The sequence below is a fragment of the Streptomyces sp. NRRL B-1347 genome, assembly GCF_000720325.1.
Taxonomy (GTDB): Bacteria; Actinomycetota; Actinomycetes; order Streptomycetales; family Streptomycetaceae; genus Streptomyces.
In genome coordinates this window covers 1-25,337 of sequence record NZ_JOJM01000047.1, presented here as the reverse complement: position 1 = coordinate 25,337, position 25,337 = coordinate 1, and the positions used below count along the sequence as shown (strand labels likewise).

Sequence of the window (25,337 nt, the reverse complement as noted above, 5' to 3'; positions counted from 1 at the left end):
GCATGGATCTTGGCCTGAACAACCGTGTCTACGTCGTCACCGGCGCCACCCGCGGCCTCGGCAACGCCACCGCGCGCGCCCTCGTCGAGGACGGCGCGAAAGTCGTCCTCACCGGCCGCGACGAGAAGACGGCCGCCGCCGCGGCCGCGGAGCTCGGCCCGAACGCCGTCGGCGTCGGCGCGGACAACGCCGACCCCGCGACGCCCGCCCGGCTCGTCGCCACCGCCCGCGAGCGCTTCGGCGGCTTCGACGGCATCCTCGTCAGCGTCGGCGGCCCGCCGTTCGCCTTCGCCGCCGACGCCACGGACGAGCTGTGGCAGGCGTCGTTCGAGTCGGTGTTCCTCGGCGCGGTACGGCTCGCGCGGGCCGCGGCGGCGGAGCTCGGCGAGGGCGGCGTCATCGGCTTCGTCCTGTCCGCGTCCGTGTACGAGCCCATCCCCGGCCTGACCATCTCCAACGGCCTGCGCCCCGGCCTCGCCGGGTTCGCCAAGTCCCTCGCGGACGAGCTGGGGCCGCGCGGCATCCGGGTCGTCGGGGCGCTGCCGGGGCGCATCGACACGGAGCGCGTGCGCGAGCTGGACGGGCTCACCGCCGATCCGGAGGCGTCGCGGCACGCCTCCGAGTCGGGCATTCCGCTGCGGCGCTACGGGGCTCCGGAGGAGTTCGGGCGGGCGGCCGCGTTCCTGCTGTCGCCCGCGGCGTCCTACGTCACCGGGGTGATGCTCCCGATCGACGGCGGCGCCCGCCACAGCTTCTAGCCCCGGGCTCCGGCTGCCGTCCCCGGCCCCGCCGCTACCGCGGCGGGATCTCTCCCACCCTCCCACCCGTGCCACCCAAGCCACCCGGCCGAGCCCCGGCCTAGCGGCTCGCACGCTGTCGTCCGGCTGACAGGTCAAGCCCGTCCGGCGTTTGAGGACGAGGCGCGGAGCGCCGAAAAGGGCGGGGGCGCGGGGGCGGCAGCCCCCGGATCGGGAAGGGGCGGGCCTGGGGCGCACCGCGAGGGCTAGCTCACCCGTTCCGGGCCGTGTTTGGCGGCGCGGAGCTGGACCGTCGCCGGGAGGCGGGCCAGGCCCGCCGAGTCGCGGGCGTGGGCCAGGGCCTCCAGGCACAGCCGGTGCAGCGCGTCCTCCGGCACCGCGTCGGGCTCCAGGACGAGCCCGACCCGCGCCTCGGGCGCGTTGCGCCGCCCGGTCAGCAGGACCCGCGCCCGCCCCACCCCGTCGAGCGCGGCGGCCTCGCTCTCCAGCGCGCTCTCCAGCGCCCGGCCCCGCAGCAGCGCCCCCTCGCCGTCCCCGGTCTCGACCAGGACCTCCGCGAGGCGCCGCCGCCGCAGCTGGGCGGTGAACCACCACAGCGACAGGAGCACGAGCGCGGCGAGGACTCCGATGACGGTGGGCCACCACCAGCCGCGGTCCCGCCACCGGGTCCGGTCCGCGGCGCTGAGCAGCACGTCGTGCCGCCCGTCGTGCACCCACCAGGACGGCGGCCCGGCGCCGAGACCGACGGCGAGGACGGCCCCGCCGAGCACGACGAGACCGAGGCCGACGAGGCCGAGCAGAACGCGGTTCACCGTACGCGGCATGGCGCGTTCACCCCTTCTTTCCGGGCCGGGCGACGTGGACGGAGAGCGTGGGCGGGCTGCCGAGCCCGAGTCCCCGGATGCCGTCGGCCAGCGTCCGGTCCAGGTCGCCGCGGACGTCGTCGAGGGCGCGGAAGTGCGACTCGGCGCGTACGTCGACCTTGGTCCTGGTCATGCGGACCCGGACCGACCGCACGCCCGCCACGTCCAGGGCCCGGTCGCGCAGCACGGTCGCGGCGGCGGCGCGGTCGAGCCCGGCGCGCACGTCGGCGTGCCCGCGCCGCATGGGCAGGACGGCCCGCAGCCCCGGCGTGGCCGCGAGCAGCAGCAGCCACAGGCCGACGGCCACCGCGCCCGCGGCACCGGCGAGCACGGCCGTGCTGTCCAGCGGCCGTTCCGCCAGCTCGCGTGCGAGGTCGCGCCGCCAGCGCATCGCGGGATGGTCGGCCCGTACCGCCACGACGTCGTACAGGAGAAGCCCGGAGCCGCCGAGGACCAGCAGCGCGAGGAGCGCGGCGGGCACGCGGCGCGCGGACCAGAAGCGGGGGGTCCCGTCGTCGCCGGGGGCCAGGGTGGGGTGCGCTTCGTAGGAGGCCGCGGACGTCCACTGCTCCGGCCCCGCCGCCGGGTCCGTGCCGTCCGGGGCCCGCTCGACGACGGGCGCGGGCCGGGCCGGGCGGGGGCCCTTGTGGGCCTCGTGCGGATCGTGGGGCTCGCTCATCGGGTCCTCCCCTGTGCCGCGGCCCGCGCCTGCGCCGAGTGCAGCCGCTCGACCTGGACCGCCACCTCGGGCACTTCCATGCCCGCCAACGCCTCTACCCGCTCGGTGACGTGACGACGCACGGCCGCGCACTGGCCGCCGATGTCACTGGGGTAGTCCAGCTCCAGGCTGATGTGGACGCGGGCGGCCCCGGACGGGGCCTCCCCGGCCCGCGCGGAACCGTGTCCGCGGGCCAGGACGCTGACCGTGGCGTGCGGCGGAGCGGCCCCTTCGGGCAGCGTCCACAGCGCTTCCCGCGCGGCCCGTGCGGCGATCTTCGCGATGACGCGGTCGGCGATCCGGGTCGCGCCGCGCTCGGCGGGCGCGACCTGCCCCACGACCTCCGCCGCCACCGCTCACCGCCGCCGGTCGCCGCGCGGACGGAAGAAGTCGCCGGGTTCCAGGTCCCCTTCGAGGAACCGCCCGGCGACGAAGCCGATGGCGCCCAGGGCGGCCACGAGCAGGAAGGCCCCGAACCCGCCGAAATACCCGGCGAAGCCCAGGGCCATTCCGGCGATCATGCCGATGACGGCCATGCTCATCGTGCGCTCCTTCGCTCCTGCGCGGGTGCTGTTGAGGCTGTTCCCGCTGGTGACGCCCCTGACTCCGAACGGTGCGGGCCGCGGGTCGCGCGCGGGGCGCCGCGCGCCGCCCGTGGCGTGGGGTCCGCGCCGTGCGCGCTACTGCAGCCGGGGCTGTTCGTCGTCCTCGTCGTCCGGCAGCTTCACGTCGCTGACCGCGATGTTCACCTCGACCACTTCGAGGCCGGTCATGCGCTCGACCGCCGCGATGACGTTCTCCCGCACGGCCCGCGCGACATCGGCGATCGACACGCCGTACTCGACGACGACCTCCAGGTCGAGGGCCGTCTGCACCTCGCCGACCTCGGCCTTCACTCCGCGCGTGACGGACTTGGAGCTGCCGGGCACCCGGTCGCGCACGGCCCCGAAGGTCCGGGCGAGGCCGCCGCCCATCGCGTGGACGCCGACCACGTCACGGGCGGCGAGTCCGGCGATCTTCTCCACGACGCCGTCCGCGATGGTGGTGCGCCCGCGGGTCGACGGGTCACCGCCGCCGCGCCGTGCCGACCCGCCCCGGCCCCCGGACTCGTCGGGCGAGTCGTGTGCGCCCTTGTCGAGCGTCTGGGGCGTCCTGTGCTCTGAGGTGTCGGTCATCGCCGCGGTCCTTTACGACAGGGGATCTGCTCCTCGAACCACACTAAGCGCGGCCTCGCGCCCGCGCGCCAGGGATGCGGCAGGCTGGAGCGATGACGGGTGACGGATGGGCGTCGGCGGTACGGCGCCAGCTGGGCCTCGGCCGGGTGCTGCCCCTGGGCGGGGCGGGGGACGGCGCGTGGTTGACGGAGGCGGCGGCCGCGGCGGTGCTGCGCCGGGCGGCCGAGCGGGTGACGGGGGCGCGTCTGACGTCCGTGCGCGTGGCCCTGGCCGATCCGGACGCCGCGTGCGCCCCCACGGTCCCGGCGCCGCCGAGCGCGCTGCCGCCGGGGCCGCTGCGGATCAGCGGGGAGGTCGCGGCAGGCACGGCCGAGCCGCTGCCCGCGGTGGCGTCCCGGCTGCGCGCGGCCCTCGCGACGGCCGCGGCGGACCGGCTCGGTCTGGTGATCGCGACGGTGGACCTGCGGGTCACGGCACTCTTCGACGCGCAGGACGAGCAGGACGGGCAGGACGGGCAGGACGAGCCCAGCGGGCCCAGTGGGCCCGGTGGGCCCGGTGAGCCCGGTGGGCCCGGTGAGCCCGGTGGGCCCGGTGAGCCGCATGAGCAGGACGAGCCGCCGGGCCCCGCCGAGGACTCCTCCACCAACTCGCCCGCGGACTCCCCCGAGGACCGGATCGCCCGGGCCGTGCTCGCCGTGCCGGGGGTGACCCGGCTGACCGGCGCCTTCGGCGGTCTGGGGCGCGCGGTCCAGGTGCGGGAGCACGAGCCGCCGGACTCCCTGCCGCGCCGCCACGTCCAGGTGGAGCTGGCCGTGGCGGCGCACCCGCGGGCCCTGGACGTGGCCCGCGCGGTGCGTGCGGCGGTGGGGGGCGCGCTGTCGGACCGGCCGTCGGTCGCGGTCCTGGTGACGGCGGTCGACGAGCCGGGGCAGGACGGCGCGCACCCGGACTAGGCGCCCAACTCCCTTACCAAAAGGGGCAGTTGCTCAGTCGCCGAGCCCGGCGAGGTCCCGCAGCCTGCGGGCCTGGGCCGCGCGCTCGGCGGTGCGCTGCTCCTCGTACGAGCGGCCGGTGACGCCCTGGAGCAGGGCCTTGGTCTCGATGACCGCGTCGCGCGGGGCGGCGAGCAGTGCGGCGGCCAGGTCCCGCGCGGTGCCGTCGAGCTGGTCGCCGGGCACGACGATGTTGGCGAGGCCGACGCGCTCGGCCTCGTCCGCGTGCACGAAGCGGCCCGTGGCGCAGATCTCCAGGGCGCGCGCGTACCCGACGAGGGAGACGAGGGGGTGCGTGCCGGTGAGGTCGGGCACCAGGCCCAGGCTGGTCTCGCGCATGGCGAACTGCACGTCGTCGGCGACGATGCGCAGGTCACAGGCCAGCGCGAGCTGGAAGCCCGCACCGATCGCGTGCCCCTGCACGGCGGCGACGGACACGATGTCGCTGCGCCGCCACCAGGTGAACGCCTCCTGGTACTCGGCGATGGTCGCGTCGAGGGCGTCGTCCGCACCGCGTGCCAGATCGAGGAACGACGGCTCGCCGTCGAAGCCCTCGGGCGTGAACGCCTGCCGGTCGAGCCCCGCGGAGAAGGACTTGCCCTCGCCGCGCAGCACCACGACGCGGACGCTGCCGGGCAGCGCCCGTCCGGCCTCGGACAACGCCCGCCACAGCGCGGGCGACTGGGCGTTGCGCTTGGCCGGATTGGTGAGGGTCACCGTGGCCACGGCGTCCTCGACCGTGAGGCGTACGCCGTCCTTGTCGAGAACCGGTGCCGCCGCGCTCTGTCGGCTGTCGGGCGAAGCCATCAGTGCCTCCGATGGGTGCAGTCGTCGGTCGGGACGCCTGGGGGCGCCCCTAAGTGACTGCACAGTAACCACCCGGCCGGACGAACGGCCGACCGGGTGGTCACCCTCGGGCCACGAGAGCCGCGGACAGCGGCGGGTGTCAGACGGAGGCGGCCTTCTTGCCTCGCGTCGCACCGCCGCGGCCGCGCAACACGACACCCGACTCAGTGAGCATCCGGTGCACAAATCCGTACGAACGGCCGGTCTCTTCGGCCAACGCCCGGATACTCGCACCGGCGTCGTACTTTTTCTTCAGGTCTGCCGCGAGCTTGTCGCGCGCGGCGCCGGTCACCCGGCTGCCCTTCTTCAGAGTCTCGGCCACCCGTGCCTCCTCATGGGAAGTGCGCTCTGGACTTCTCATGATCACCCCTACCGAGCCTCCTGGCCACCCATTCGGCAAGGTCCATGTGACTTGATTCGCAGTGCGGAAGCGGGCCGTCACGAGCGGAATTAACGATTCCGCACGCTTCGATCCATACCGCCGAATGGGTTCTGCCAGGAAGCGGCAGGTCAGAGGCGTGCCCGGAGAACGGGGGCGCACCGGCCGCGCGCGGCCGCGAAATACGTGTATCGCACATCTCGGTATGAGGACGTCTCACACAGATGAAGGATCACGGATCGGCCGAATGATCCATACGGAGTGGATCAGTGATTCGATCATGCCCGCCGGAACCATCTGGAGCGGTGCACGTCAAGAGGGCCCCCGTCGGACGTGCCGGCGAGGGCCCCTGGTGGACGTCAGGCGAGGGCGACGAGGTCCGCGTAGTCCGCGCCCCACAGGTCCTCTACGCCGTCCGGGAGCAGGATGATCCGCTCCGGCTGGAGCGCCTCGACGGCGCCTTCGTCGTGCGTGACGAGGACGACCGCGCCCTTGTAGGTGCGCAGCGCGCCGAGGATCTCCTCGCGGCTGGCCGGGTCGAGGTTGTTGGTGGGCTCGTCGAGGAGGAGCACGTTCGCGGACGAGACGACCAGGGTCGCGAGCGCGAGCCGGGTCTTCTCACCGCCGGAGAGGACGCCCGCGGGCTTGTCGACGTCGTCCCCGGAGAAGAGGAACGAGCCGAGCGTCTTGCGCACCTCGACCAGGTCGAGGTCGGGGGCCGCCGAGCGCATGTTCTCCAGGACCGTGCGGTCGGGGTCCAGGGTCTCGTGCTCCTGCGCGTAGTAGCCGAGCTTGAGGCCGTGGCCCTCGATGACCTGCCCGGTGTCGGGCTTCTCGGCGCCGCCGAGGAGCCGGAGCAGGGTGGTCTTGCCCGCGCCGTTGAGGCCGAGGATGACGACGCGCGACCCCTTGTCGATGGCCAGGTCGACGTCGGTGAAGATCTCAAGGGAGCCGTACGACTTCGAGAGTCCCTCGGCCATCAGCGGGGTCTTGCCGCACGGCGAGGGCTCGGGGAAGCGCAGCTTGGCGACCTTGTCGCTCTGGCGCACCTCTTCGAGGCCCGCGAGGAGCTTGTCGGCGCGCCGCGCCATGTTCTGCGCGGCGACGGTCTTGGTGGCCTTGGCGCGCATCTTGTCGGCCTGCGAGTGCAGGGCGGCGGCCTTCTTCTCGGCGTTCTGCCGCTCGCGCTTGCGGCGCTTCTCGTCGGACTCGCGCTGCTGCTGGTAGAGCTTCCAGCCCATGTTGTAGACGTCGATCGTGGAGCGGTTGGCGTCCAGGTAGAACACCTTGTTGACGACCGTCTCGACGAGGTCGACGTCGTGGGAGATCACGATGAAGCCGCCCCGGTACGTCTTCAGGTAGTCGCGCAGCCAGACGATCGAGTCGGCGTCCAGGTGGTTCGTCGGCTCGTCCAGGAGCAGCGTGTCCGCGTCCGAGAACAGGATCCGGGCCAGCTCGATGCGGCGGCGCTGACCGCCGGAGAGCGTGTGCAGGGGCTGGCCGAGCACGCGGTCGGGGAGGTTGAGCGCGGCGGCGATGGTGGCGGCCTCGGCCTCGGCGGCGTACCCGCCCTTGGTGAGGAACTCCGTCTCCTGGCGCTCGTACTGCTTCATGGCCTTGTCGCGGGTGGCGCCCTTGCCGTTCGCGATGCGCTCCTCGTTCTCCCGCATCTTGCGGAGGAGTACGTCGAGGCCGCGGGCGGAGAGGACGCGGTCGCGGGCGAGCACGTCGAGGTCGCCGGTGCGGGGGTCCTGCGGGAGGTAGCCCACCTCGCCGGAGCGGGTGATGGTGCCCCCTGCCGGGGCGCCCTCACCGGCCAGGCACTTGGTGAGCGTGGTCTTGCCCGCGCCGTTGCGGCCGACGAGACCGACGCGGTCGCCCTTGGCGATACGGAACGTCGCGTTCTCGATGAGGATGCGGGCACCGGCACGCAATTCGATACCGGAGGCGGTGATCACGGTCAGACTCCTGGGCGGGTAAGGACGGCGGAAGCGGGCGGAAGACAGGGCGACATGCGCGCGCGGGGCGCGCCGCTGAGCCGTCTAATGCAGGAGGAGAATGGCCATAGGGCAATTCTACCGGGGGTCTGCAACCGATTTTCCGCCGCTCCCGGGCAGCCCGGTGCCCAGCGGGGTTCAGCGCCCGCTGGCTTCGGCCGGGGCGCGGCCCGCCCGGCGGACCGTCCCGCGCGCGGGTCCAGTGGGTCCGACCGCTGTCGCTGTGGCCGTCGTCCACGCGCGCGTGGACGACGAGGTGGTCTCCGTAGGGGGCCGGTCGCGCATCCCGGGCCGCGGTGACGGGGCGCCGTCACGGGCCGGGCCGGGTCGCCCGTTTGGACCTCTGTCCGGCGCCGGGAGGCGGACGGCGTACCAGGATGAAGTGGCCGGAGGCCCGCGTGGCCGGATCCCGGCGCAGGGCGGCGGGACGTCGTCCCGGACGCGAGGCAGAGGGTGGTGCGCCCATGCAGTTCGACGACGACGCGAACCTGGACACCTCCGAGGTGCAGGACGTGCGCGGCAGCCGCATTCCGGGCGGCCGGGCGACCGTCGGCGGCGGCATCGCCGGGATCATCGCGCTGTTCCTCGGCCTGTTCTTCGGCGTCGGCCCCGAGCAGCTCGGCCTGAGCGACTCCGGTGACGAGCCCGCGGTCTCGTCCTCGTCACTCGCGCAGGTCCAGCAGAGCTGCCGCACCGGCAAGGACGCCAACGCCAAGGAGGACTGCCGGATCGTCGCCGTGGTCAACAGCGTCCAGGACTACTGGCGCCAGGAGTTCCCGCGCCGCCAGGGGCAGTACGCGCCCGCGCGGACCGTGTTCTTCACCGGGCGCGTGGGCACCGCGTGCGGCGCGGCGTCGTCGGCGGTCGGCCCGTTCTACTGCCCCGGCGACCGGCAGGTCTATCTGGACCTGGGCTTCTTCAACGAGCTCCGGACCAAGTTCGGCTCCAGCGGCGGGCCGTTCGCGCAGGCGTACGTCGTGGCGCACGAGTACGGGCACCACGTGCAGAACCTGATGGGCACGCTGGGCCGCGCCCAGGACGGGCGGACCGGCGAGAACAGCAACGCCGTGCGGGTCGAGCTGCAGGCCGACTGCTACGCGGGCGTGTGGGCGCACAACGCCACGCGGACGCCCGACGAGTCGACGGGCAGGCCGCTGATCACCCGGCTCACGGACGACGACATCCGCGACGGTCTTGACGCGGCGGCCGCCGTCGGCGACGACCGGATCCAGGAGCGCTACCAGGGCCGGGTCACGCCCGAGTCGTGGACGCACGGCTCGGCGCAGCAGCGCCAGCAGTGGTTCTACCAGGGCTATCGCACGGGCGACATGGCGCAGTGCAACACCTTCCGCTGAGCGGCCCGCGGCGGCCGGGGCCGTTGTCGGACCCGGGTGCCATGCTGGGAAGCGCGTCACGGATACGGCTTCGGCCCGGCGAGCGGTGAGGAGCGAGCGACATGGCAGGCACGGTCAGGGGTCGGCCGAGCATCTTCCCGACGCTGCTGTACGCGGACGCGAAGGCGGCGATCACCCAGCTCACGGAGGCCTTCGGCTTCACCGAGATGAGCGTGTACGAGAGCGAGGACGGCACGGTCCTGCACGCCGAGCTCAGCTACGGCAACGGCGCGGTGATGCTCGGCTCCAAGGGCCACGGCGGCGTCTTCGCGGAGACGATGCAGGGCTCGGGACCGACCGGGATCTACGTCGTCGTGGACGACGTGGACGCCCACCACCAGCACGCCGTGGAGCACGGCGCGGACATCCTGATGCCCCCGACGGACCAGGACTACGGCTCCCGGGACTATCTGGCCCGCGACGCCGAGGGCAACGTCTGGAGCTTCGGTACGTACGCCCCCGAGACAGCCGGCTGACCGGCCCCCGCCGTCCGGGCCCGTGCCGGGGCGGGCGTCACACTCCCCCGGTGTGCACCTGGAACGCGGCGCGGCGCACGGCCTTGGCGAGGGCCGGGTCCGGGTGGGCCGCGGCGAGCGCGACGAGGACCTGCACGGTGCGCGGGTGGCCGACGGTGCGCACCTCGTCGAGCAGCGCGGGCACGGTGGGCTGCGGCGCGGACTCCAGGTGGCGCACGAGGAGTTCGGCCTCGCCGTGGTCGGCGACGGCGGCCGCCGTGTCGACCCACAGCCAGGTGGACTCCTCGCGGGTGAGCACCAGGTGGACGTCCTCGGGGTCGGTGCCCTCGTGCTCGGCGAGCCACAGCAGGGCGTAGGGCCGCAGCGAGGCCACGTCGGCGACGGCGCGCACGTCGGGCTCGGCCGGGGCGCCGACCACGCGCAGCGCCTCGAAGGCGAGCCCGCGCAGCAGGGCGTCCTCGCCCCGGGCGGCGTCGAGGAGTTCGGTGACGGCGCTGCCCGCGTCCCGGGCGGCGAGCCAGGCGCGGTACTCGGCGCGGGCCGCGTTCGGCCGCAGGCGGGCGCAGCCGCGGAGCATGTCCTCGGCGGACTGCTCGATGTTGCCCGCCGGGCTCTGCGCGGCCACGCAGATCTGCTCCAGCTTGACCCACACCGCCCAGCTGCCCAGGGGGGTGAGCGTGGCCTGGCCGTCCGCGCAGGTCAGCGCGTCGACGGCGGCCAGGGCGCGCAGGGCCCAGGCGAGCAGGTCGGCCAGCGGGACGTCGTGGGCGTCGGCCGGATCGGCGGGGCCCGGGTCGGTGGCGCGGCCCGGATCCTCCTGGGGGCCGTACGGGATCTCGCAGCGCTCCGTGCGCAGCTCGCGGACGCGCTGGTCGAGGAGGTCCAGGAGCTGCGGCACGGGCACGGGGCCCGCGGACAGCTGGAGGAAGGACAGCAGCTGCGGAACGGCCTCGACGGTCTCCGCGACGGTGGCGGGCGGCAGTTCGGCGGGCGCCGGGTGGACGAGCGACCAGGCGTCGAAGAGCGCGACCCAGCCGCGCAGGACGGCCGCGTCGTCCCGGTCCCAGGCGCGCAGCCGCCAGCCGGGGCGGGCGGCGGTGCCGTGCACCTCGACGAGGCCTGCGAGGCGGGCGGCGTCCCAGTCCGCGCGCAGCTGGTGCACCGTCACGTCCAGGTCCGCCGCGGCCCGTTCGGCGGCGGCGTCGGACAGGGCGCCGGTGGTGCCGGCCGGGGCCGTGGCCTGGGCGGTGCGGTCGGCGGCGCTGAGGCGGGCCGTGCCGGGCGCGGGACGCAGGGCGTTCTCGGCCCAGCGGGCGGCGCGGACGGCGCCCGCGAGGCCCGCGCGCGCCATGCGGGCGAGTTCGGCGGGCGCGGGGGTGCCCTCGGGGGGCGGAGGCGCGGGGCGACGCGCTCGGCGCTGGGTCACCGCGCCGGGGCCGCCGAGGGGACCGCGGCCTTGACCACGCTCGGCCTCCGCTCGCCTTTCGGCCCGGGGCGACGGGGTGCGGACGAGGTGGAGCCGGGAGTCGCGCGGGATACGGGACGTCACAGGAGCAGTCTTCCTGTTGACGGTCCGAAAACCCAAACGGAATCCCGGATGACCGCCCTGAGGACGGCGGCCGTGCGGTACGGGAGATTCACATGAGGGGGGTGAGGAAGCGGCGCAGCGCCTCTTCGTAGCGGGCCGGGTCGGCGTTCCACATGGCTCCGTGGGGCGCATCCGGAACGGTGTGCAGGGTCACCAGGTCGGGGCGGGCCGCGGCGAGGCGACGGGACAGGTCCCAAGGGGCGACGGTGTCGCCGGGGCCGTGCGCGAGGAGCGTCGGCACCCGCAGCGCGCCGGGGTCCGCGCTCTCCACCACGCGGTCGCCGCGCAGTCCGGTGCGGCCCTGCGCGGCGCGCACGGCGAGCGGCAGGAGCGGGGCGGGGGTGCCGCGCGCGGTGGCGAGGGCCCGCAGCGTGACCTCCCAGTCGAGCACCGGCGAGTCCAGGACGAGCCCGGCCACGCGGTCGCGCAGGGCGGAGTGCGCGGCGGCGCGCAGGGCCATGGCGGCGCCGGTGGACCAGCCGTGCAGGACGACGCTGCGCGCGCCGTAGCGCACGGCGTAGCGGATGGCGGCGTCCAGGTCGCGCCACTCCGTCTCGCCGAGGTGGCCGAGGCCGTCCGGGGGGCGCGGGGCGCCCGGGTCGCCGCGGTAGCCGAGGGCGAGGACCGGCAGCCGCTGGGCGCGCAGGAAGTCCAGGACGACCATGGGGTGTGCGCGGGTGGTGCCGAGGCCGTGCACGGCGATGACCCAGGTGTCGCGGGTGCCGGGCACGAACCACGCGGGCAGCGCGCCCAGTTCGCCGGGGATCTCCACGTCGGCGTGCTCGATGCCGAGGGCCGAGCGGGGGTCGCCGATGTGGACCTGCGGGGTGAGCCAGACCTTGGCGCCGGGCTCCAGGGTGCCGTGGGTGACCCGGTCCAGGCGGCGTACGACGGTGTCGGCCGGATGGGGGGACGCCTCGACGACCGGTCCGACGACGGCGTGGCAGTCGGGGCCCGTCAGGCCGTAGACGCCGGGGCGCCGGGACGCCAGGGAGCGGGTCAGGGCGACCTGGCCCGCTGCGGTGGCGTGCACGGTCAGGCGCTGCTCGGTGGGCAGGGGGCGGTTCGCCGGGGTCTTGAGGGCGGCGTCGCTGGCGTAGCGGCCCGCCGCGATGGCCGTCAGGGCGGCCGTGGTGGCGGCGGTCACGGCTGCGGCCGTTGCTTTGGCTGGGCGCACGGGTCCAGTGTCCGTGGGGGTGGGCGGTGCGGCCAGTGGGCGTGGGCCTCGCGGGTGCGCCCCGCCCCCCGGAACCGGGAGCTCCACCCCCAAGGCCCCGGTTCGTCGGCGCTTCGCGCCTCGTCCTCAGGCGCCGGACGGGCTTGTCTTTGCCTGCCCGTAATTGCTCAGCTTCCGGCCCGCCTCGCTCACCTGGTCAGCAGTCAGGAGAGAGGGCGTGCGGCCCGGTACCGCGCTGGCCGTCAGCCACAGGTGGCACATCCACTCCAGTTGGGCCGTGCGGTCGTAGGCCTGGGTGAGGGTGTCTCCGTAGGCGACGGTTCCGTGGTTCTGGAGGAGGCAGGCGGTGCGGTCGCGCAGGGCGTGGAGCATGTGCGCGGCCAGCTCGTCGGTGCCGTAGAGGGCGTAGGGGGCGACGCGGACCGGGCCGCCGAGGGCGCCGGTCATGTAGTGGACGGCCGGGAGCTCGGCGACGAGCGTGGAGACGGCGGTGGCGTGCACGGCGTGGGTGTGGACGACGGCTCCCGCGCCGGTGGCGCGGTAGATCTCCAGGTGCACGGGCAGCTCGCTGGTGGGGCCGAGGGTGCCGAAGAGGCGCTTGCCGTCCAGGTCGACGCCGACCGCGTCGGCCGGTCCGAGGCGGTCGTAGGGGACGCCGCTCGGGGTGACGAGGACGGTGTCCCCGACGCGAACGGAGACGTTGCCCGATGTGCCCACGACGAGGCCGTCGGTCACCGTCCTGCGCGCGGTCGCCACCAGTTCGTCCCACGCCCGGGCGACCTCCTCCCCGGCCGCGCCGCCCGCCGTGCCCCGTCCGTGTTCCTGCGGCTGCTCCTGTCGCTGCTCAGTCATGCCGTGATCCTGCCAGGGCGCGGCTCCGAAAGGACCGGTCCGGCAGCGGCCGCTCGCACGCGTACGCCCCGGCCCACGGGCCTCTTTGGGCTGATTGACCCCGATCGACACGCTTGGCAGACGAGGAAACGTTCTTAGGTGAATCTTCCAGTACTCTCTGGGGGATTTGTCACACACGTTGCCATCTGGGGGAAGAATGGCCCGTGATCACAAACCGTCCCGTCGTCGCGCCCACGCCCTCGCCGCCTCCGTCGCGGCCCTCGCGATCGGCGGGACAGCGCTCGCCGAGGTGCCGGTGTCGGCGGCGGGCAGGCCGCGGGGGCACGACGTGTCCTCGCACCAGAAGAACGTCGACTGGCCCGGGGCGAAGGCCAAGGGCGCGCGCTTCGTCTATGTGAAGGCCACCGAGTCCCACACCTACCGCAACCCCTATTTCCGCCAGCAGTACGACGGCTCCCGCGCGGCGGGGCTCGTCCGCGGCGCGTACCACTTCGCGCTGCCGCACCGGTCGTCCGGCGCGACGCAGGCGGCGCACTTCATGCGGAACGGCGGCCAGTGGACGCCCGACGGCTGGACGCTGCCGCCCGCGCTCGACATCGAGCACAATCCGTACGGAGGCCGGAAGTGCTACGGCCTGAGCAAGGCGAGAATGGTGGCCTGGATCAAGTCCTTCAGCGACGAGGTCAGGCGCCGCTCGGGCCGCATGCCGGTGATCTACACGACCACGAAGTGGTGGAACGACTGCACCGGCGCGAGCCGTGCCTTCGGCGGCCACCCGCTGTGGCTCGCCCGCTGGTCGGCCGCGCCGGGAACGCTGCCGAGCGGCTGGTCGTCCTGGACCTTCTGGCAGTACGCCGACCGCGGCAGCCTGCCGGGTGACCAGAATCTCTTCAACGGTTCGACGGCACAGCTCAGGCGGTTCGCACGGGGCTGAGCGGAATCCCGCGAAGGCCCCTCGGACGGCCTAATTCCGGGCCCGCGCCGGGCCCTCGCCGCCCCACCGGCGCGTGCTCCGGTGTATGCCGGAAGGACGTGGAGCGACACCTTCCCCGGGAGGGTCACCACCAGGCCCTGCCCAGTTCACTTTCCGTTCACTCAGGTTGCCTACGGTCCACGAGCCACTGACGTCCAACAGAAGCCTGGGTAAATGGAAAACATCACGCTTCTCCTCGGGATCGTGATCGTCACCGCTCTCGTGTTCGATTTCACGAACGGTTTCCACGACACAGCCAACGCGATGGCCACGACCATCTCGACTGGCGCTCTCAAGCCCAAGACGGCGGTGGCCATGTCCGCCGTGCTGAACCTCGTCGGAGCGTTCCTCTCCGTCGAAGTCGCCAAGACCATCTCCGGCGGCATCATCAACGAGGGCGGCCTGAAGACAGAGGTGATATTCGCGGCCCTGGTCGGCGCGATCCTCTGGAACCTGCTGACCTGGCTCCTGGGTCTGCCGTCCAGCTCCTCGCACGCCCTGTTCGGCGGCCTCATCGGCGCCGCCGTGATGTCCATGGGCTGGTCGTCGGTGAACGGCGGCACGGTCGTCACCAAGGTGCTGCTGCCCGCGATCGCCGCCCCGCTCGTCGCCGGCATCGCCGCCTCGCTCGCCACCCGGCTCACGTACCGGATCAGCAGCAAGACGGACGAGAAGGCGACCTCCAAGGGCTACCGCGCCGGGCAGATCGCCTCGGCGGGCCTCGTCTCGCTCGCCCACGGCACGAACGACGCGCAGAAGACCATGGGCATCATCACCCTCGCCCTGATCACCGGCGGCGTCCTGAACCCCGGCGCGAACCCCCCGCTGTGGGTCATCGTCTCCGCCGGCGTCGCCATCGCGCTCGGCACCTACCTCGGCGGCTGGCGGATCATCCGCACCATGGGCAAGGGCCTCACCGAGCTGGCCCCGCCGCAGGGCTTCGCCGCGCAGACCTCCGCCGCGACCGCGATCCTCGCCTCCTCGCACATCGGCTTCTCGCTCTCCACCACCCAGGTGTGCTCCGGCGCCGTGATGGGCGCGGGCCTGGGCCGCAAGGGCGGCGTGGTCCGCTGGTCCACCGCCACCCGGATGTTCGTGGCGTGGGGCCTGACGCTGCCCGCCGCGGGCCTGGTCGGCGCGGGTGCCGAGCTGCTCACCAAGCAGGGCGACTGGGGCGTCGCGGCCACGGCCGCGCTGCTCGTCGGCGGCTCCGCCGTCATCTGGTCCCTGTCCCGCCGCGAGCCGGTCGACCACACCAACGTCACGGCCGACGAGATCGGCTCCGCCCGCGACACCGAGCCCGCGGGGGTCGTGACCACCGCGATCGCCGCGGTCACGCCGCCCCCGGCCGGCCCGCTGGCCGCGGCCTCCGTGGCCGCCGAGCCGTCCGAGAACACCGCGTCCGTGGCGGACCCCGCCCGGCCCGCCACGGTCTAAGGAAGCAGCAGTATGAAGATCGACTGGGCAGCTCTCGGCTCCGTCTTCGGGGTCAGCCTCGTGGTGACCGTCGCCCTCGTGGGCCTGTTCACGCTCGGCGTCGTCGGCCTCTCCAAGCAGGAGCAGGCCCGCACGGCCGGCGGCGGCTCGGCCGCGCTCGGCCCGCGCGTGGGCGCGTACGCGTGCTTCGCGCTGTGCGCGGCGGCGGTGGCGTACGGGATCTACCTGATCGTCGTCTGACGACGGTCCGCATACGCAAGAGAAGGGGACGGCCCCCGGTGACCTCACCGGGGGCCGTCCCCTTCTCGCTGCCCTCGGGTCTTTCCCGCGGGGGCGCCGACGGCGCGTGGGCGTGGTCCTCGCAACACTGCCCCGTCGCAGGTCAAACGCGAGTTGACGGGCGCTGAGCGGCATGGTGGACTGCCGAGGCCAACTACGGCGGCAGCAGAGGAAGTCCGGTGCGAATCCGGCGCGGTCCCGCCACTGTCACCGGTCGGGCGCCACGCGCGCCCTCCCGGAAGCCAGGAACTCTCGCCGCCTGTCACGTCGAACCAGGGCGCGGACACCCTGAGTGAGGACACATCGCCATGCGCGGCCGACCGCCGTTCCCTGCCAGGGCTCCCTTCGGGCCGAGCGTTCCCCTTGGCGTCCAGCGCGAGACGGCGGGCTGAACCGATGCGTGCTGCCGATCGCGACTTCGCGTACGGCGCCGCCGCCGGACTCCTCGGTGACCTGCTGCTCGGCGACCCCCGCCGCGGGCATCCGGTCGCCGCGTTCGGGCGGGCGGCGGGCGCCGTCGAACGCGTCCTGTGGCGCGACCACCGCGGGTGGGGCGCGCTGCACACCGCCGTGTGCGCCGGGGGCGCCGTCGCCGTGGGAGCCATCGCCGCGTACGCCGGACGCCGCTCGCGGGCCGCGTCCATCGGTCTGACCGCCGCCGCGACCTGGGCCGTGGTCGGCGGCACCTCGCTCGGCCGGGAGGCCCGCGCCATCGGCGGCGCGCTGGCCGCGGGGGACGTGGACGTCGCCCGGGAACGGCTTCCGCACCTGTGCGGCCGCGACCCCGAAGCCCTGGACGCGGACGGGATCGCGCGGGCCGTCGTGGAATCCGTCGCCGAGAACACCTCCGACGCCGTCGTGGGCGCGCTGGTGTGGGGTGCCGTCGGGGGCGTGCCGGGGCTCGTCGGGTTCCGTGCCGTCAACACGCTGGACGCGATGGTCGGGCACCGGTCGGCCAAATACCTGCGGTACGGGTGGGCTTCCGCGCGCCTCGACGACGTCGCGGGCTGGCCGGGCGCACGGCTCACCGGTCTGCTCGCCGTCGCCGCCGGGGGCGCGCCCCGGCAGGCCCTGCGGGCGTGGCGGCGCGACGCGCGGCTGCATCCGAGCCCCAACGCCGGCGTCGCGGAGGCCTCCTTCGCGGGGGCGCTCGGGGTGCGGCTCGGGGGAACGCTGTCCTACGGGGGGCGGGTCGAGGAGCGGCCCGTGCTGAACGGGGAGGGACGGGAAGTGGTCGTGGACGACATCGATCGGGCCGTGCGGCTGTCCCGGCGGGTCGGATGGCTGGCCCTAGGAGTGTCGGTGGGCACGCACCTGGTGCGGACACGGCGGAAGAAGAAGGGGTGGACCCTGTGAGCGGCGGGCTGCTTGTCGCCGGTACGACCTCCGACGCGGGCAAGAGCGTCGTCACCGCCGGGATCTGCCGGTGGCTGTCCCGCAAGGGGGTCTCCGTCGCGCCGTTCAAGGCGCAGAACATGTCGCTCAACTCCTTCGTCACCCGCGAGGGCGCCGAGATCGGGCGCGCGCAGGCCATGCAGGCGCAGGCCGCCGGGGTCGAGCCGTCCGCGCTGATGAACCCGGTGCTGCTCAAGCCCGGCGGCGAGAAGTCGAGCCAGGTCGTCCTCATGGGCAAGCCGGTCGGCGAGATGAGCGCGCGCGGCTACCACGGCGGGCGGCAGCAGGCGCTGCTCGACACCGTCGTGGGATGCCTGGAGGAGCTGCGGGGCACGTATGACGCCGTGATCTGTGAGGGGGCGGGCAGTCCCGCCGAGATCAATCTGCGGCGCACCGACATCGTGAACATGGGGATCGCGCGGGCCGCCCGCTTCCCCGTGGTGGTCGTCGGCGACATCGACCGAGGAGGCGTCTTCGCCTCCTTCTTCGGGACCGTCGCGCTGCTCAGCCCCGCCGACCAGGAGCTGGTGGCGGGGTTCCTCGTCAACAAGTTCCGCGGTGACGTGTCGCTGCTCGAACCGGGGCTCGACATGCTGCGCGGGCTCACCGGACGGGACACCTTCGGCGTGCTGCCGTTCCAGCACGGGCTCGGGATCGACGAGGAGGACGGGCTCCGGGTGTCGCTGCGCGGCGCCGTGCGCGAGTCCGTCGTCGCGCCGCCGCACGGCGAGGACGTACTGCGCGTCGCCGTCTGCGCGGTGCCGCTGATGTCGAACTTCACCGACGTGGACGCGCTCGCCGCCGAACCCGGCGTGGTCGTGCGGTTCGTGGACCGGGCCGAGGAGCTCGCCGACGCCGACCTCGTCGTCGTACCGGGAACGCGCGGCACCGTGCGCGCCCTCGCCTGGCTGCGCGAGCGCGGGCTCGCGGACGCCCTCGCGCGCCGGGCCGCCGAGGGGCGTCCCGTACTCGGCGTCTGCGGCGGCTTCCAGGTGCTCGGCGAGCACATCGAGGACGACGTGGAGTCCCGCGCGGGGGCCGTCGACGGACTCGGGCTGCTGCCCGTGCGCGTGCGGTTCGCGCGCGAGAAGACCCTGGCGCGGCCCGTCGGGCAGGCCCTCGGCGAGCGCGTCGAGGGGTACGAGATCCACCACGGCGTCGCCGAGGTCCTCGGGGGCGAGCCCTTCTTGGACGGGTGTCGCGTCGGCGAGGTGTGGGGCACGCACTGGCACGGGTCCCTGGAGAGCGACGCGTTCCGGCGGCGCTTCCTCACCGAGGTGGCCCGCGCGGCCGGGCGCCGCTTCGTGCCCGCGCCGGACACGAGTTTCGGTGCCCTGCGCGAGGAGCAGCTGGATCTGCTGGGCGACCTGATCGAGGAGCACGCTGATACGGAGGCGCTGCTGCGGCTCATTGACGGCGGGGCGCCCGTCGGCCTTCCCTTCGTGCCGCCGGGGGCGCCGTCGTGACCCTGTCGGGGGCTCCCCGAGCCCGCCCCGTCCCGAAACTGGGGGCCGCGCCCCCAGGCCCCCGAAATTGCCGCTTCGCGGCTCGTCCTCAAACGCCGGACGGGCTGGAGATGGAGGTCGCCGCGTGACTACCCCTTACCCCTTCACCGCGCTCGTCGGTCAGGACGACCTGCGGCTCGCCCTGCTGCTCAACGCCGTATCGCCCGCCGTCGGCGGCGTCCTCGTACGGGGTGAGAAGGGCACCGCCAAGTCCACCGCCGTGCGGGCGCTCTCGGCGCTGCTTCCCGAGGTGGACGTCGTGGCCGGGTGCCGGTTCTCGTGCGCCCCGCACGCGCCCGACCCGGCGTGCCCGGACGGGCCGCACGAGCCCGGTGCCGGCACCTCGCGGGCCGCGCGCATGGTGGAACTGCCCGTCGGCGCGTCCGAGGACCGGCTCGTGGGGGCGCTCGACATCGAGCGGGCCCTCGCCGAGGGCGTGAAGGCCTTCGAGCCGGGGCTCCTCGCCGACGCGCACCGCGGGATCCTGTACGTCGACGAGGTCAACTTGCTCCACGACCACTTGGTCGACCTGCTCCTCGACGCCGCCGCCATGGGGGCGTCGTACGTCGAGCGCGAGGGCGTCTCCGTGCGGCACGCCGCCCGGTTCCTGCTCGTCGGGACCATGAACCCCGAAGAGGGCGAGCTGCGGCCGCAGTTGCTCGACCGGTTCGGGCTCACCGTGGAGGTCGCCGCGTCCCGCGAGCCCGAGCAGCGCGTGGAGGTCGTGAAGCGGCGCCTTGCGTACGACGACGACCCGGAGGGGTTCGCGGGGCGCTGGGCCGAGGACGAGACGGCCGTGCGGGCGCGCATCGTGGCGGCGCGGGCGCTGCTCCCCCAGGTGCGCCTCGGCGACGGCGCGCTCCGGCAGATCGCGGCGACCTGCGCGGCGTTCGAGGTGGACGGCATGCGCGCGGACATCGTGATGGCCCGTACGGCGACCGCGCTCGCCGCCTGGGCGGGGCGCGAGGACGTGCTCGCCGAGGACGTGCGGCAGGCCGCGCTGCTCGCGCTGCCGCACCGGCGGCGGCGCAACCCGTTCGACGCGCCCGGCCTCGACGAGGACAAGCTCGACGAGACCCTCGACGAGTTCGGCGGCGACGACGGCGGTGACGACCCGGGCCCCGACGGCGGCGGTGGCGGTGGCGGCGGTGTGCCGCCGCAGGACCAGGGTCCCGACGCGCCCGCCGAGGGCGGTGCGCCCGCTCCCGGCGAGGCCTCCGACGGCGGGCAGCCGCAGTCGCAGGACGCGGGTGCCGGTGCCGGTGAGCAGCAGCCGGTGCGGGCGGCCGAGCCGTTCCGCACGAAGGTGCTGAGCGTGCCCGGGCTCGGGGACGGCACGGCCGGGCGACGCTCGCGGGCGCGCACCGAGCACGGCAGGACGACCGGGTCCCGGCGGCCGCAGGGGGCCCTGACGAAGCTGCACCTGGCGGCGACCGTGCAGGCCGCGGCGCCGCACCAGCGGGCCCGCGGCCGGGCCGGGCGCGGCCTCGTCGTGCGCAGGGACGACCTGCGGCAGGCCACCCGCGAGGGCCGCGAGGGGAACCTCGTGCTCTTCGTGGTGGACGCCTCGGGGTCGATGGCGGCGCGCAAGCGCATGGGCGCCGTGAAGGGCGCCGTGCTCTCGCTGCTGCTCGACGCCTACCAGCGGCGGGACAAGGTGGGGCTCGTGACGTTCCGGGGCTCGGCCGCCGACGTGGCGCTGCCGCCCACGTCGTCCGTGGACGCCGCCGCCGCGCGTCTGGAGTCCCTGCCCACGGGCGGGCGTACGCCGCTGGCGACCGGGCTCCTCAAGGCCCACGAGGTGCTGCGGATCGAGCGGCTGCGCGATCCGGCGCGCCGGCCCCTGGTCGTGGTGGTGACGGACGGCCGGGCCACCGGGGGACCCGAGCCGGTGGCGCTCGCCGGGCGGGCCGCCCGGCTCTTCGCGGCCGAGGGGGTCGCCTCGGTGGTCGTGGACTGCGAGGCGGGGCCCGTGCGCCTCGGGCTCGCCGGGCAGCTGGCCGGTGAACTGGGCGGCACGGCCGTGACGTTGGACGAACTGCGGGCGGACAGCATCGCCGGTCTCGTACGGAACGTGCGGGCAGGTAACGAGAGGAAGGTCGCGTAATGCCGAAGGGGCAGCCGAACGTGGTGCCGGAGGACGGCCTGACGACGCGTCAGCGCCGTAATCGTCCGCTGGTGATGGTGCACACGGGCGTCGGCAAGGGGAAGTCCACGGCCGCGTTCGGGATGGCGCTGCGCGCCTGGAACCAGGGCTGGCCGGTCGGGGTGTTCCAGTTCGTCAAGTCGGCGAAGTGGAAGGTCGGCGAGGAGAACGCGCTGAAGGTCCTCGGGGCCAGCGGCGAGGGCGGGCGCGTCGACTGGCACAAGATGGGCGAGGGCTGGTCGTGGATCCAGCGCGAGCCCGCCGCGGGCGAGCCGAGCCACGAGGAGAAGGCCCGCGAGGGCTGGGAGCAGGTCAAGCGGGACCTGGCGGCCGAGACGTACCGCTTCTACGTCCTCGACGAGTTCGCGTACCTGCTGCACTGGGGCTGGGTGGACGTGGACGAGGTCGTGGCGGTCCTGCGGGACCGGCCCGGGACCCAGCACGTGGTGATCACGGGGCGCAACGCCCCGGAGAAGCTGGTCGAGTACGCCGACCTCGTCACCGACATGTCCAAGGTCAAGCACCCGATGGACGCCGGTCAGAAGGGCCAGCGGGGCATCGAGTGGTAGCACGTGTCGTCATCGCGGCGCCGTCCTCCGGGAGCGGGAAGACGACCGTCGCGACCGGCCTGATGGCGGCCTTCACGGAGGCGGGGCTCGCCGTGTCGCCGCACAAGGTCGGGCCCGACTACATCGACCCCGGGTACCACTCCCTCGCCACCGGGCGGCCGGGGCGCAACCTCGACGCCTATCTGTGCGGCCCCGACCTGGTGGGGCCGCTGTTCGCGCACGGCTCCGCGGGGTGCGACCTCGCGGTCGTCGAGGGCGTGATGGGGATGTTCGACGGGGCCGCGGGGCAGGGCGAGCTCGCGTCCACCGCGCACGTCTCCAAGCTCCTCCGTGCGCCGGTGGTCCTGGTCGTGGACGCCTCCTCGCAGTCCCGTTCGGTGGCCGCGCTCGTGCACGGCTTCGCGTCCTGGGACCCGGAGGTGCGGCTCGGCGGGGTGATCCTCAACAAGGTGGGCTCCGACCGGCACGAGGAGCTGCTGCGCGAGGCCCTGGACTCCTCCGGGGTGCCGGTGCTCGGCGCCCTGCGGCGGGCTCCCCAGGTGCGCGCGCCCTCCCGGCACCTGGGTCTCGTACCGGTCGCCGAGCGGCGGGCAGAGGCGCTGGCCTCCGTGGCGGCGCTCGCCGAGCAGGTGCGGCAGGGGTGCGACCTGGAGGCGGTCCTGGCGCTCGCGCGGAGCGCGGGGGCGTGGTCCGGGGAGGCGTGGGAGCCCGGCCGACAGGCCCCGTCGCCCGTGGTGCGGGCGCAGCGGCCCGTCGTCGCCGTCGCCGGCGGGGCCGCGTTCTCGTTCTCGTACGCCGAGCACGCCGAGCTGCTCGCCGCCGCAGGGGCCGACGTCGTCGGCTTCGACCCGCTGCACGACGAGCGGCTGCCCGAGGGGACCGCGGGGCTCGTCATCGGGGGCGGGTTCCCCGAGGTGTACGCGCCGGAGCTGTCCGCCAACGAGCCGCTACGCAAGGCCGTGGCCGACCTAGCGGCCGGTGGGGCGCCGGTCGCCGCCGAGTGCGCGGGGCTGCTGTACCTCACCCGGGAACTCGACGGGAAGCCCATGTGCGGAGTGCTCGACGCCCGGGCGCGGATGGCGGAACGCCTGACGCTCGGCTACCGGGAGGCGGTGGCGGTGTCCGACAGCGTCCTCGCCCCGGCGGGCACGCGGATGCGCGGCCACGAGTTCCACCGCACCGTGGTCGAACCGGGCGCGGGCCCGGCGCCCGCCTGGGGCCTGCACGCCCCCGAACGGCGGGTCGAGGGCTTCGTGCGGCAGGGCGTCCACGCGAGCTATCTGCACACGCACTGGGCCGCCGGGCCCGGGATCGCCCACCGGTTCGTGGAGAGGTGCGCCGCGGGATGAGCCGCGGCGGACCTGCGCGGGAGGCGGGGCGGGACGTTGTGGCGGTGGCGGGCGGCTCACTCCGCCAGGCCCACCACCAGCCAGATGAAGCCGGCGCCCGCCACCGTGCACAGGAGCGTGGAGCGCGCCGGGTGGTCGTGGTGCGCCTCGGGGAGGATCTCGGCGGCGGCGAGGTACAGGAGCGCGCCGCCGAAGAAGCCGAGATATCCGCCGAGCAGTTGCTCCGGAATGGTGAACAGGAGCGTCGAGGCCGCGCCCACGACGGGGGCGACGGCGTCCGCGAAGAGCATCGCCACGGCCCGGCGGCGGGCGTTCCCGTACAGCTTCGTGATCGTGTACGTGTTGAAGCCGTCGGCGAAGTCGTGGGCGATGACGGCGAGCGCGACGGCCGCGCCCATGCCGCCGCCCACTTGGAAGGCGGCGCCGATCGCGACGCCGTCCATCACGCTGTGCCCGACCATCGCGGCCGCCGCCGTCATACCCACCTCCGGCACGCGCCCGCCGTGCTCCTCCCCGCCGTGGGCCGCCTGCCGCAGCGCGAGGAGCCGCTCCACCACGTGCGCGAACAGGAAGCCCGCGACCGCGAGGAGCAGCGCCGCGGGCACCCCGAACACCGGCCCGCCCGCCGCCTCCAGGGCCTCCGGCAGCAGGTCGAGCCCGACCACGCCGAGCATCAGGCCGCCCGCGAGGCCGAGCACCAGATGGCGCCGGTCGGTGACCCGCCCCGCCGTCCAGCCGCCTACCAGGGTCATCACGAACGCGCCGAGCGCCACGAACACCGCCATGCGCCCTTGCTAGCCGATCGGCCCGGCAACCGCTAACCGGTCCCGCGCCGCACCACCCGTGCGGCCGCACCCGCCGTCCCCACGAGAGGAGCCCACCATGGCCGACCGCCCGGCGGGCCGCGCCCCCGAGCCGCGGCCGCCCTCCGTCGTCGTGGGGGTCGGCGCGGGCCGGGGCGTCCCGGTCGACGAGGTCCTCGGTCTCGTACGGGGGTGTCTGCGGGAGGCGGGGCTCTCGCCGCTGTCCGTACGGGAGTTGGCGACCGTCGACGCCAAGCGGGACGAGCCCGGCGTCGTCGGGGCCGCGGCGCGGCTCGGGGTGCCGCTGGTGACGTACCCGGCGGACGAGCTGGCCCGCGTCGCGGTGCCGAACCCGTCCGGCGCGGCGCTCGCCGCCGCCGGTACGCCGTCCGTGGCGGAGGCGTCGGCGCTCGCGCGGGGCGGTGAACTCCTCGTCGCCAAGCGGAAGTCGGCGCGGGCGACCTGTTCGGTCGCCGCCCTCGCCCCCGAGCCTCCGGCTCCGACTCCGACTCCGACTCCGACTCCGGCTCCGACTCCGACTCCGACTCCGACTCCAGTAACGAAGGGCACCGTCATCACGGCCACGAACATGAGCACGGACATCACGGCGGGTGGCGACGTCGATCTGCGGCACCACGGCGACGCGGAGGTGCGCGGGCGGGCCGACCTCGTCGACCTGGCCGTCAACGTCCGCTCCGACACGCCTCCTTCCTGGCTGAAGCAGCACATCGCCGCCTCGCTCGACGGTCTCGCCGCCTATCCGGACGGCCGGGCGGCGCGGGCCGCCGTGGCGGCGCGGCACGGCGTGCCGACGGAGCGGGTGCTGCTCACGGCCGGTGCCGCCGAGGCCTTCGTGCTGCTCGCGCGGGCGCTGCCGGTGCGGCGGCCGGTGGTGGTGCATCCGCAGTTCACGGAGCCGGAGGCGGCCCTGCGGGACGCCGGGCACACCGTGGAGCGGGTGCTCCTGCGGGCCTCGGACGGCTTCCGGCTCGACCCGGCGGCGGTCCCCGACGACGCGGACCTCGTGGTCGTGGGCAACCCGACCAACCCGACGTCGGTCCTTCACCCCGCCGCCGGCCTGGCCCGCCTCGCCCGCCCGGGGCGGGTGCTCGTGGTGGACGAGGCGTTCATGGACGCGGTGCCCGGTGAGCGGGAGGCGCTGGCCGGGCGCGTCGACGTGCCCGGGCTCGTGGTCCTGCGCAGCCTCACCAAGACGTGGGGCCTCGCCGGTCTGCGCATCGGGTACGTCATCGCCGAGCCGGACACGATCGCCGCCCTGGAGCGGGCGCAGCCGCTGTGGCCGGTGTCGTCGCCCGCCCTGGCGGCGGCCGAGGCCTGTGTGTCGCCGCGCGCGCTCGCCGAGGCGGGGCACGTGGCGCACCGGGTCGCCGCCGAGCGGCAGCACCTGGTGGCCGGGCTCCGGGCACTGCCCGCGGTGGAGGTGGCGGGTCCCGCCGAGGGGCCGTTCGTCCTGGTCCGGATGGCCGGGGCGGCGACCGTCGTACGGGAACGGCTGCGGGAGGAGGGGTTCATGGTGCGGCGCGGCGACACGTTTCCTGGCCTGGGGCCTGACTGGATGCGGGTCGCGGTGCGCGACCGCCCCACCACGGACGCCTTCCTCCGGGCCCTCCCCCGGGCCCGCTGACCTCCTGGGCGGGCCTCTCCC

Annotated in this window: 25 protein-coding genes and 1 riboswitch; of the genes, 13 read left to right on the top strand and 12 right to left on the bottom strand. The window is 74.8% G+C overall.

Going from position 1 to position 25,337, the window contains the following annotated elements:
* Nucleotides 1–2 precede the first annotated feature (2 nt).
* Nucleotides 3–758 carry an SDR family oxidoreductase gene (locus IG74_RS0131185; protein WP_030684188.1) on the top strand — a complete coding sequence of 252 codons (756 nt, stop codon included), beginning with the start codon at nt 3–5 and terminating at the stop codon, nt 756–758.
* A 245-nt stretch (nt 759–1,003) separates the two neighbouring features.
* On the opposite strand, the gene amaP is transcribed toward IG74_RS0131185, so the two are convergent.
* The 5 genes from amaP to IG74_RS0131160 all read right to left on the bottom strand — a co-directional run bounded on the left by amaP (nt 1,004) and on the right by IG74_RS0131160 (nt 3,514).
* On the bottom strand, nt 1,004–1,582 hold the full coding sequence (amaP, locus tag IG74_RS0131180) for an alkaline shock response membrane anchor protein AmaP (RefSeq protein WP_030684186.1): 579 nt from the start codon (nt 1,580–1,582) through the stop codon (nt 1,004–1,006).
* Between the two features lie 7 nt (nt 1,583–1,589).
* Nucleotides 1,590–2,300 (bottom strand): DUF6286 domain-containing protein, encoded by a 711-nt coding sequence (locus IG74_RS0131175; protein WP_030684185.1) that lies wholly within the window; start codon nt 2,298–2,300, stop codon nt 1,590–1,592.
* Entirely contained in the window at nt 2,297–2,692 is a 396-nt protein-coding gene (locus IG74_RS0131170; protein ID WP_030684184.1) for an Asp23/Gls24 family envelope stress response protein, read from the bottom strand. Before IG74_RS0131170 ends, IG74_RS0131175 begins: the two co-directional genes overlap by 4 nt.
* 3 nt (nt 2,693–2,695) lie before the next feature.
* Nucleotides 2,696–2,881, bottom strand: a complete 186-nt coding sequence (locus IG74_RS0131165) for a hypothetical protein (protein WP_030684182.1) — start codon at nt 2,879–2,881, stop codon at nt 2,696–2,698.
* Between the two features lie 138 nt (nt 2,882–3,019).
* Nucleotides 3,020–3,514: an Asp23/Gls24 family envelope stress response protein gene (locus IG74_RS0131160; RefSeq protein ID WP_030684181.1), complete on the bottom strand. Its 495-nt coding sequence runs from the start codon at nt 3,512–3,514 to the stop codon at nt 3,020–3,022.
* A gap of 92 nt (nt 3,515–3,606) precedes the next feature.
* Between IG74_RS0131160 and IG74_RS52295 the strand changes: the two genes are divergently transcribed.
* Nucleotides 3,607–4,467, top strand: a complete 861-nt coding sequence (locus tag IG74_RS52295; RefSeq protein ID WP_030684179.1) for a hypothetical protein — start codon at nt 3,607–3,609, stop codon at nt 4,465–4,467.
* A 33-nt stretch (nt 4,468–4,500) separates the two neighbouring features.
* Here the strand turns inward: IG74_RS52295 and IG74_RS0131150 are convergent, their stop codons facing one another.
* From IG74_RS0131150 to IG74_RS0131140, 3 genes are all read right to left on the bottom strand, one after another.
* The gene (locus IG74_RS0131150; RefSeq protein WP_030684177.1) at nt 4,501–5,313 is read right to left on the bottom strand and encodes an enoyl-CoA hydratase/isomerase family protein; all 813 of its coding nucleotides are present in this window, start codon (nt 5,311–5,313) and stop codon (nt 4,501–4,503) included.
* Nucleotides 5,314–5,452: 139 nt separating this feature from the next.
* The gene (locus IG74_RS0131145; RefSeq protein ID WP_030684175.1) at nt 5,453–5,674 is read right to left on the bottom strand and encodes a helix-turn-helix domain-containing protein; all 222 of its coding nucleotides are present in this window, start codon (nt 5,672–5,674) and stop codon (nt 5,453–5,455) included.
* A gap of 416 nt (nt 5,675–6,090) precedes the next feature.
* Nucleotides 6,091–7,689 (bottom strand): ABC-F family ATP-binding cassette domain-containing protein, encoded by a 1,599-nt coding sequence (locus tag IG74_RS0131140; protein WP_030684174.1) that lies wholly within the window; start codon nt 7,687–7,689, stop codon nt 6,091–6,093.
* Nucleotides 7,690–8,192: 503 nt separating this feature from the next.
* On the opposite strand from IG74_RS0131140, the gene IG74_RS0131135 reads away from it, so the two are divergent.
* Entirely contained in the window at nt 8,193–9,083 is an 891-nt protein-coding gene (locus IG74_RS0131135) for a neutral zinc metallopeptidase (protein ID WP_030684173.1), read from the top strand.
* Nucleotides 9,084–9,184: 101 nt separating this feature from the next.
* Nucleotides 9,185–9,598, top strand: a complete 414-nt coding sequence (locus IG74_RS0131130; RefSeq protein ID WP_030684170.1) for a VOC family protein — start codon at nt 9,185–9,187, stop codon at nt 9,596–9,598.
* A 37-nt stretch (nt 9,599–9,635) separates the two neighbouring features.
* On the opposite strand, the gene IG74_RS0131125 is transcribed toward IG74_RS0131130, so the two are convergent.
* From IG74_RS0131125 to IG74_RS0131115, 3 genes are all read right to left on the bottom strand, one after another.
* On the bottom strand, nt 9,636–11,147 hold the full coding sequence (locus IG74_RS0131125; RefSeq protein WP_078869156.1) for a hypothetical protein: 1,512 nt from the start codon (nt 11,145–11,147) through the stop codon (nt 9,636–9,638).
* A gap of 88 nt (nt 11,148–11,235) precedes the next feature.
* On the bottom strand, nt 11,236–12,363 hold the full coding sequence (locus IG74_RS0131120; protein ID WP_030684168.1) for an alpha/beta hydrolase: 1,128 nt from the start codon (nt 12,361–12,363) through the stop codon (nt 11,236–11,238).
* A 126-nt stretch (nt 12,364–12,489) separates the two neighbouring features.
* Nucleotides 12,490–13,215 carry a class II aldolase/adducin family protein gene (locus IG74_RS0131115; protein WP_030684166.1) on the bottom strand — a complete coding sequence of 242 codons (726 nt, stop codon included), beginning with the start codon at nt 13,213–13,215 and terminating at the stop codon, nt 12,490–12,492.
* Between the two features lie 196 nt (nt 13,216–13,411).
* Between IG74_RS0131115 and IG74_RS0131110 the strand changes: the two genes are divergently transcribed.
* From IG74_RS0131110 to IG74_RS0131075, 8 genes are all read left to right on the top strand, one after another.
* The gene (locus IG74_RS0131110) at nt 13,412–14,149 is read left to right on the top strand and encodes a lysozyme (RefSeq protein ID WP_030684164.1); all 738 of its coding nucleotides are present in this window, start codon (nt 13,412–13,414) and stop codon (nt 14,147–14,149) included.
* Nucleotides 14,150–14,362: 213 nt separating this feature from the next.
* Nucleotides 14,363–15,625 carry an inorganic phosphate transporter gene (locus IG74_RS0131105; protein WP_030684162.1) on the top strand — a complete coding sequence of 421 codons (1,263 nt, stop codon included), beginning with the start codon at nt 14,363–14,365 and terminating at the stop codon, nt 15,623–15,625.
* A gap of 12 nt (nt 15,626–15,637) precedes the next feature.
* Entirely contained in the window at nt 15,638–15,865 is a 228-nt protein-coding gene (locus tag IG74_RS0131100) for a hypothetical protein (protein WP_030684161.1), read from the top strand.
* 206 nt (nt 15,866–16,071) lie between these two features.
* Nucleotides 16,072–16,156, top strand: a riboswitch (cobalamin riboswitch).
* Nucleotides 16,157–16,300: 144 nt separating this feature from the next.
* Nucleotides 16,301–17,260, top strand: a complete 960-nt coding sequence (locus tag IG74_RS0131095; RefSeq protein WP_030684160.1) for a cobalamin biosynthesis protein — start codon at nt 16,301–16,303, stop codon at nt 17,258–17,260.
* On the top strand, nt 17,257–18,765 hold the full coding sequence (locus IG74_RS0131090; RefSeq protein WP_030684158.1) for a cobyric acid synthase: 1,509 nt from the start codon (nt 17,257–17,259) through the stop codon (nt 18,763–18,765). The genes IG74_RS0131095 and IG74_RS0131090 overlap by 4 nt, the downstream gene beginning before the upstream one ends.
* 124 nt (nt 18,766–18,889) lie before the next feature.
* Nucleotides 18,890–20,911: a putative cobaltochelatase gene (locus IG74_RS0131085; RefSeq protein ID WP_030684157.1), complete on the top strand. Its 2,022-nt coding sequence runs from the start codon at nt 18,890–18,892 to the stop codon at nt 20,909–20,911.
* Nucleotides 20,911–21,519 (top strand): cob(I)yrinic acid a,c-diamide adenosyltransferase, encoded by a 609-nt coding sequence (gene cobO / locus IG74_RS0131080; protein WP_030684156.1) that lies wholly within the window; start codon nt 20,911–20,913, stop codon nt 21,517–21,519. The genes IG74_RS0131085 and cobO overlap by 1 nt, the downstream gene beginning before the upstream one ends.
* Nucleotides 21,513–22,868 (top strand): cobyrinate a,c-diamide synthase, encoded by a 1,356-nt coding sequence (locus IG74_RS0131075; RefSeq protein WP_030684154.1) that lies wholly within the window; start codon nt 21,513–21,515, stop codon nt 22,866–22,868. Before cobO ends, IG74_RS0131075 begins: the two co-directional genes overlap by 7 nt.
* Before the next feature lie 56 nt (nt 22,869–22,924).
* On the opposite strand, the gene IG74_RS0131070 is transcribed toward IG74_RS0131075, so the two are convergent.
* Nucleotides 22,925–23,653, bottom strand: coding sequence for a ZIP family metal transporter (locus IG74_RS0131070; protein ID WP_030684152.1), 729 nt, complete (start codon nt 23,651–23,653; stop codon nt 22,925–22,927).
* 97 nt (nt 23,654–23,750) lie between these two features.
* Here IG74_RS0131070 and cobC point away from each other — a divergent pair, with 97 nt between their 5' ends.
* Nucleotides 23,751–25,316, top strand: coding sequence for an Rv2231c family pyridoxal phosphate-dependent protein CobC (cobC, locus tag IG74_RS0131065; protein WP_078869155.1), 1,566 nt, complete (start codon nt 23,751–23,753; stop codon nt 25,314–25,316).
* Nucleotides 25,317–25,337: the final 21 nt, after the last annotated feature.

Coding starts and splice junctions, on each gene's coding strand:
- IG74_RS0131185 (WP_030684188.1), top strand. CDS start 3: ATGGATCTTGGCCTGAACAACCGTGTCTACGTCGTCACCGGCGCCACC.
- IG74_RS0131110 (WP_030684164.1), top strand. CDS start 13,412: ATGGCCCGTGATCACAAACCGTCCCGTCGTCGCGCCCACGCCCTCGCC.
- cobO (WP_030684156.1), top strand. CDS start 20,911: ATGCCGAAGGGGCAGCCGAACGTGGTGCCGGAGGACGGCCTGACGACG.
- IG74_RS0131070 (WP_030684152.1), bottom strand. CDS start 23,653: ATGGCGGTGTTCGTGGCGCTCGGCGCGTTCGTGATGACCCTGGTAGGC.
- IG74_RS0131150 (WP_030684177.1), bottom strand. CDS start 5,313: ATGGCTTCGCCCGACAGCCGACAGAGCGCGGCGGCACCGGTTCTCGAC.
- IG74_RS52295 (WP_030684179.1), top strand. CDS start 3,607: ATGACGGGTGACGGATGGGCGTCGGCGGTACGGCGCCAGCTGGGCCTC.
- IG74_RS0131115 (WP_030684166.1), bottom strand. CDS start 13,215: ATGACTGAGCAGCGACAGGAGCAGCCGCAGGAACACGGACGGGGCACG.
- IG74_RS0131135 (WP_030684173.1), top strand. CDS start 8,193: ATGCAGTTCGACGACGACGCGAACCTGGACACCTCCGAGGTGCAGGAC.
- IG74_RS0131095 (WP_030684160.1), top strand. CDS start 16,301: ATGCGTGCTGCCGATCGCGACTTCGCGTACGGCGCCGCCGCCGGACTC.
- IG74_RS0131165 (WP_030684182.1), bottom strand. CDS start 2,881: ATGAGCATGGCCGTCATCGGCATGATCGCCGGAATGGCCCTGGGCTTC.
- IG74_RS0131160 (WP_030684181.1), bottom strand. CDS start 3,514: ATGACCGACACCTCAGAGCACAGGACGCCCCAGACGCTCGACAAGGGC.
- IG74_RS0131105 (WP_030684162.1), top strand. CDS start 14,363: ATGGAAAACATCACGCTTCTCCTCGGGATCGTGATCGTCACCGCTCTC.
- amaP (WP_030684186.1), bottom strand. CDS start 1,582: ATGCCGCGTACGGTGAACCGCGTTCTGCTCGGCCTCGTCGGCCTCGGT.
- IG74_RS0131175 (WP_030684185.1), bottom strand. CDS start 2,300: ATGAGCGAGCCCCACGATCCGCACGAGGCCCACAAGGGCCCCCGCCCG.
- IG74_RS0131100 (WP_030684161.1), top strand. CDS start 15,638: ATGAAGATCGACTGGGCAGCTCTCGGCTCCGTCTTCGGGGTCAGCCTC.
- cobC (WP_078869155.1), top strand. CDS start 23,751: ATGGCCGACCGCCCGGCGGGCCGCGCCCCCGAGCCGCGGCCGCCCTCC.
- IG74_RS0131130 (WP_030684170.1), top strand. CDS start 9,185: ATGGCAGGCACGGTCAGGGGTCGGCCGAGCATCTTCCCGACGCTGCTG.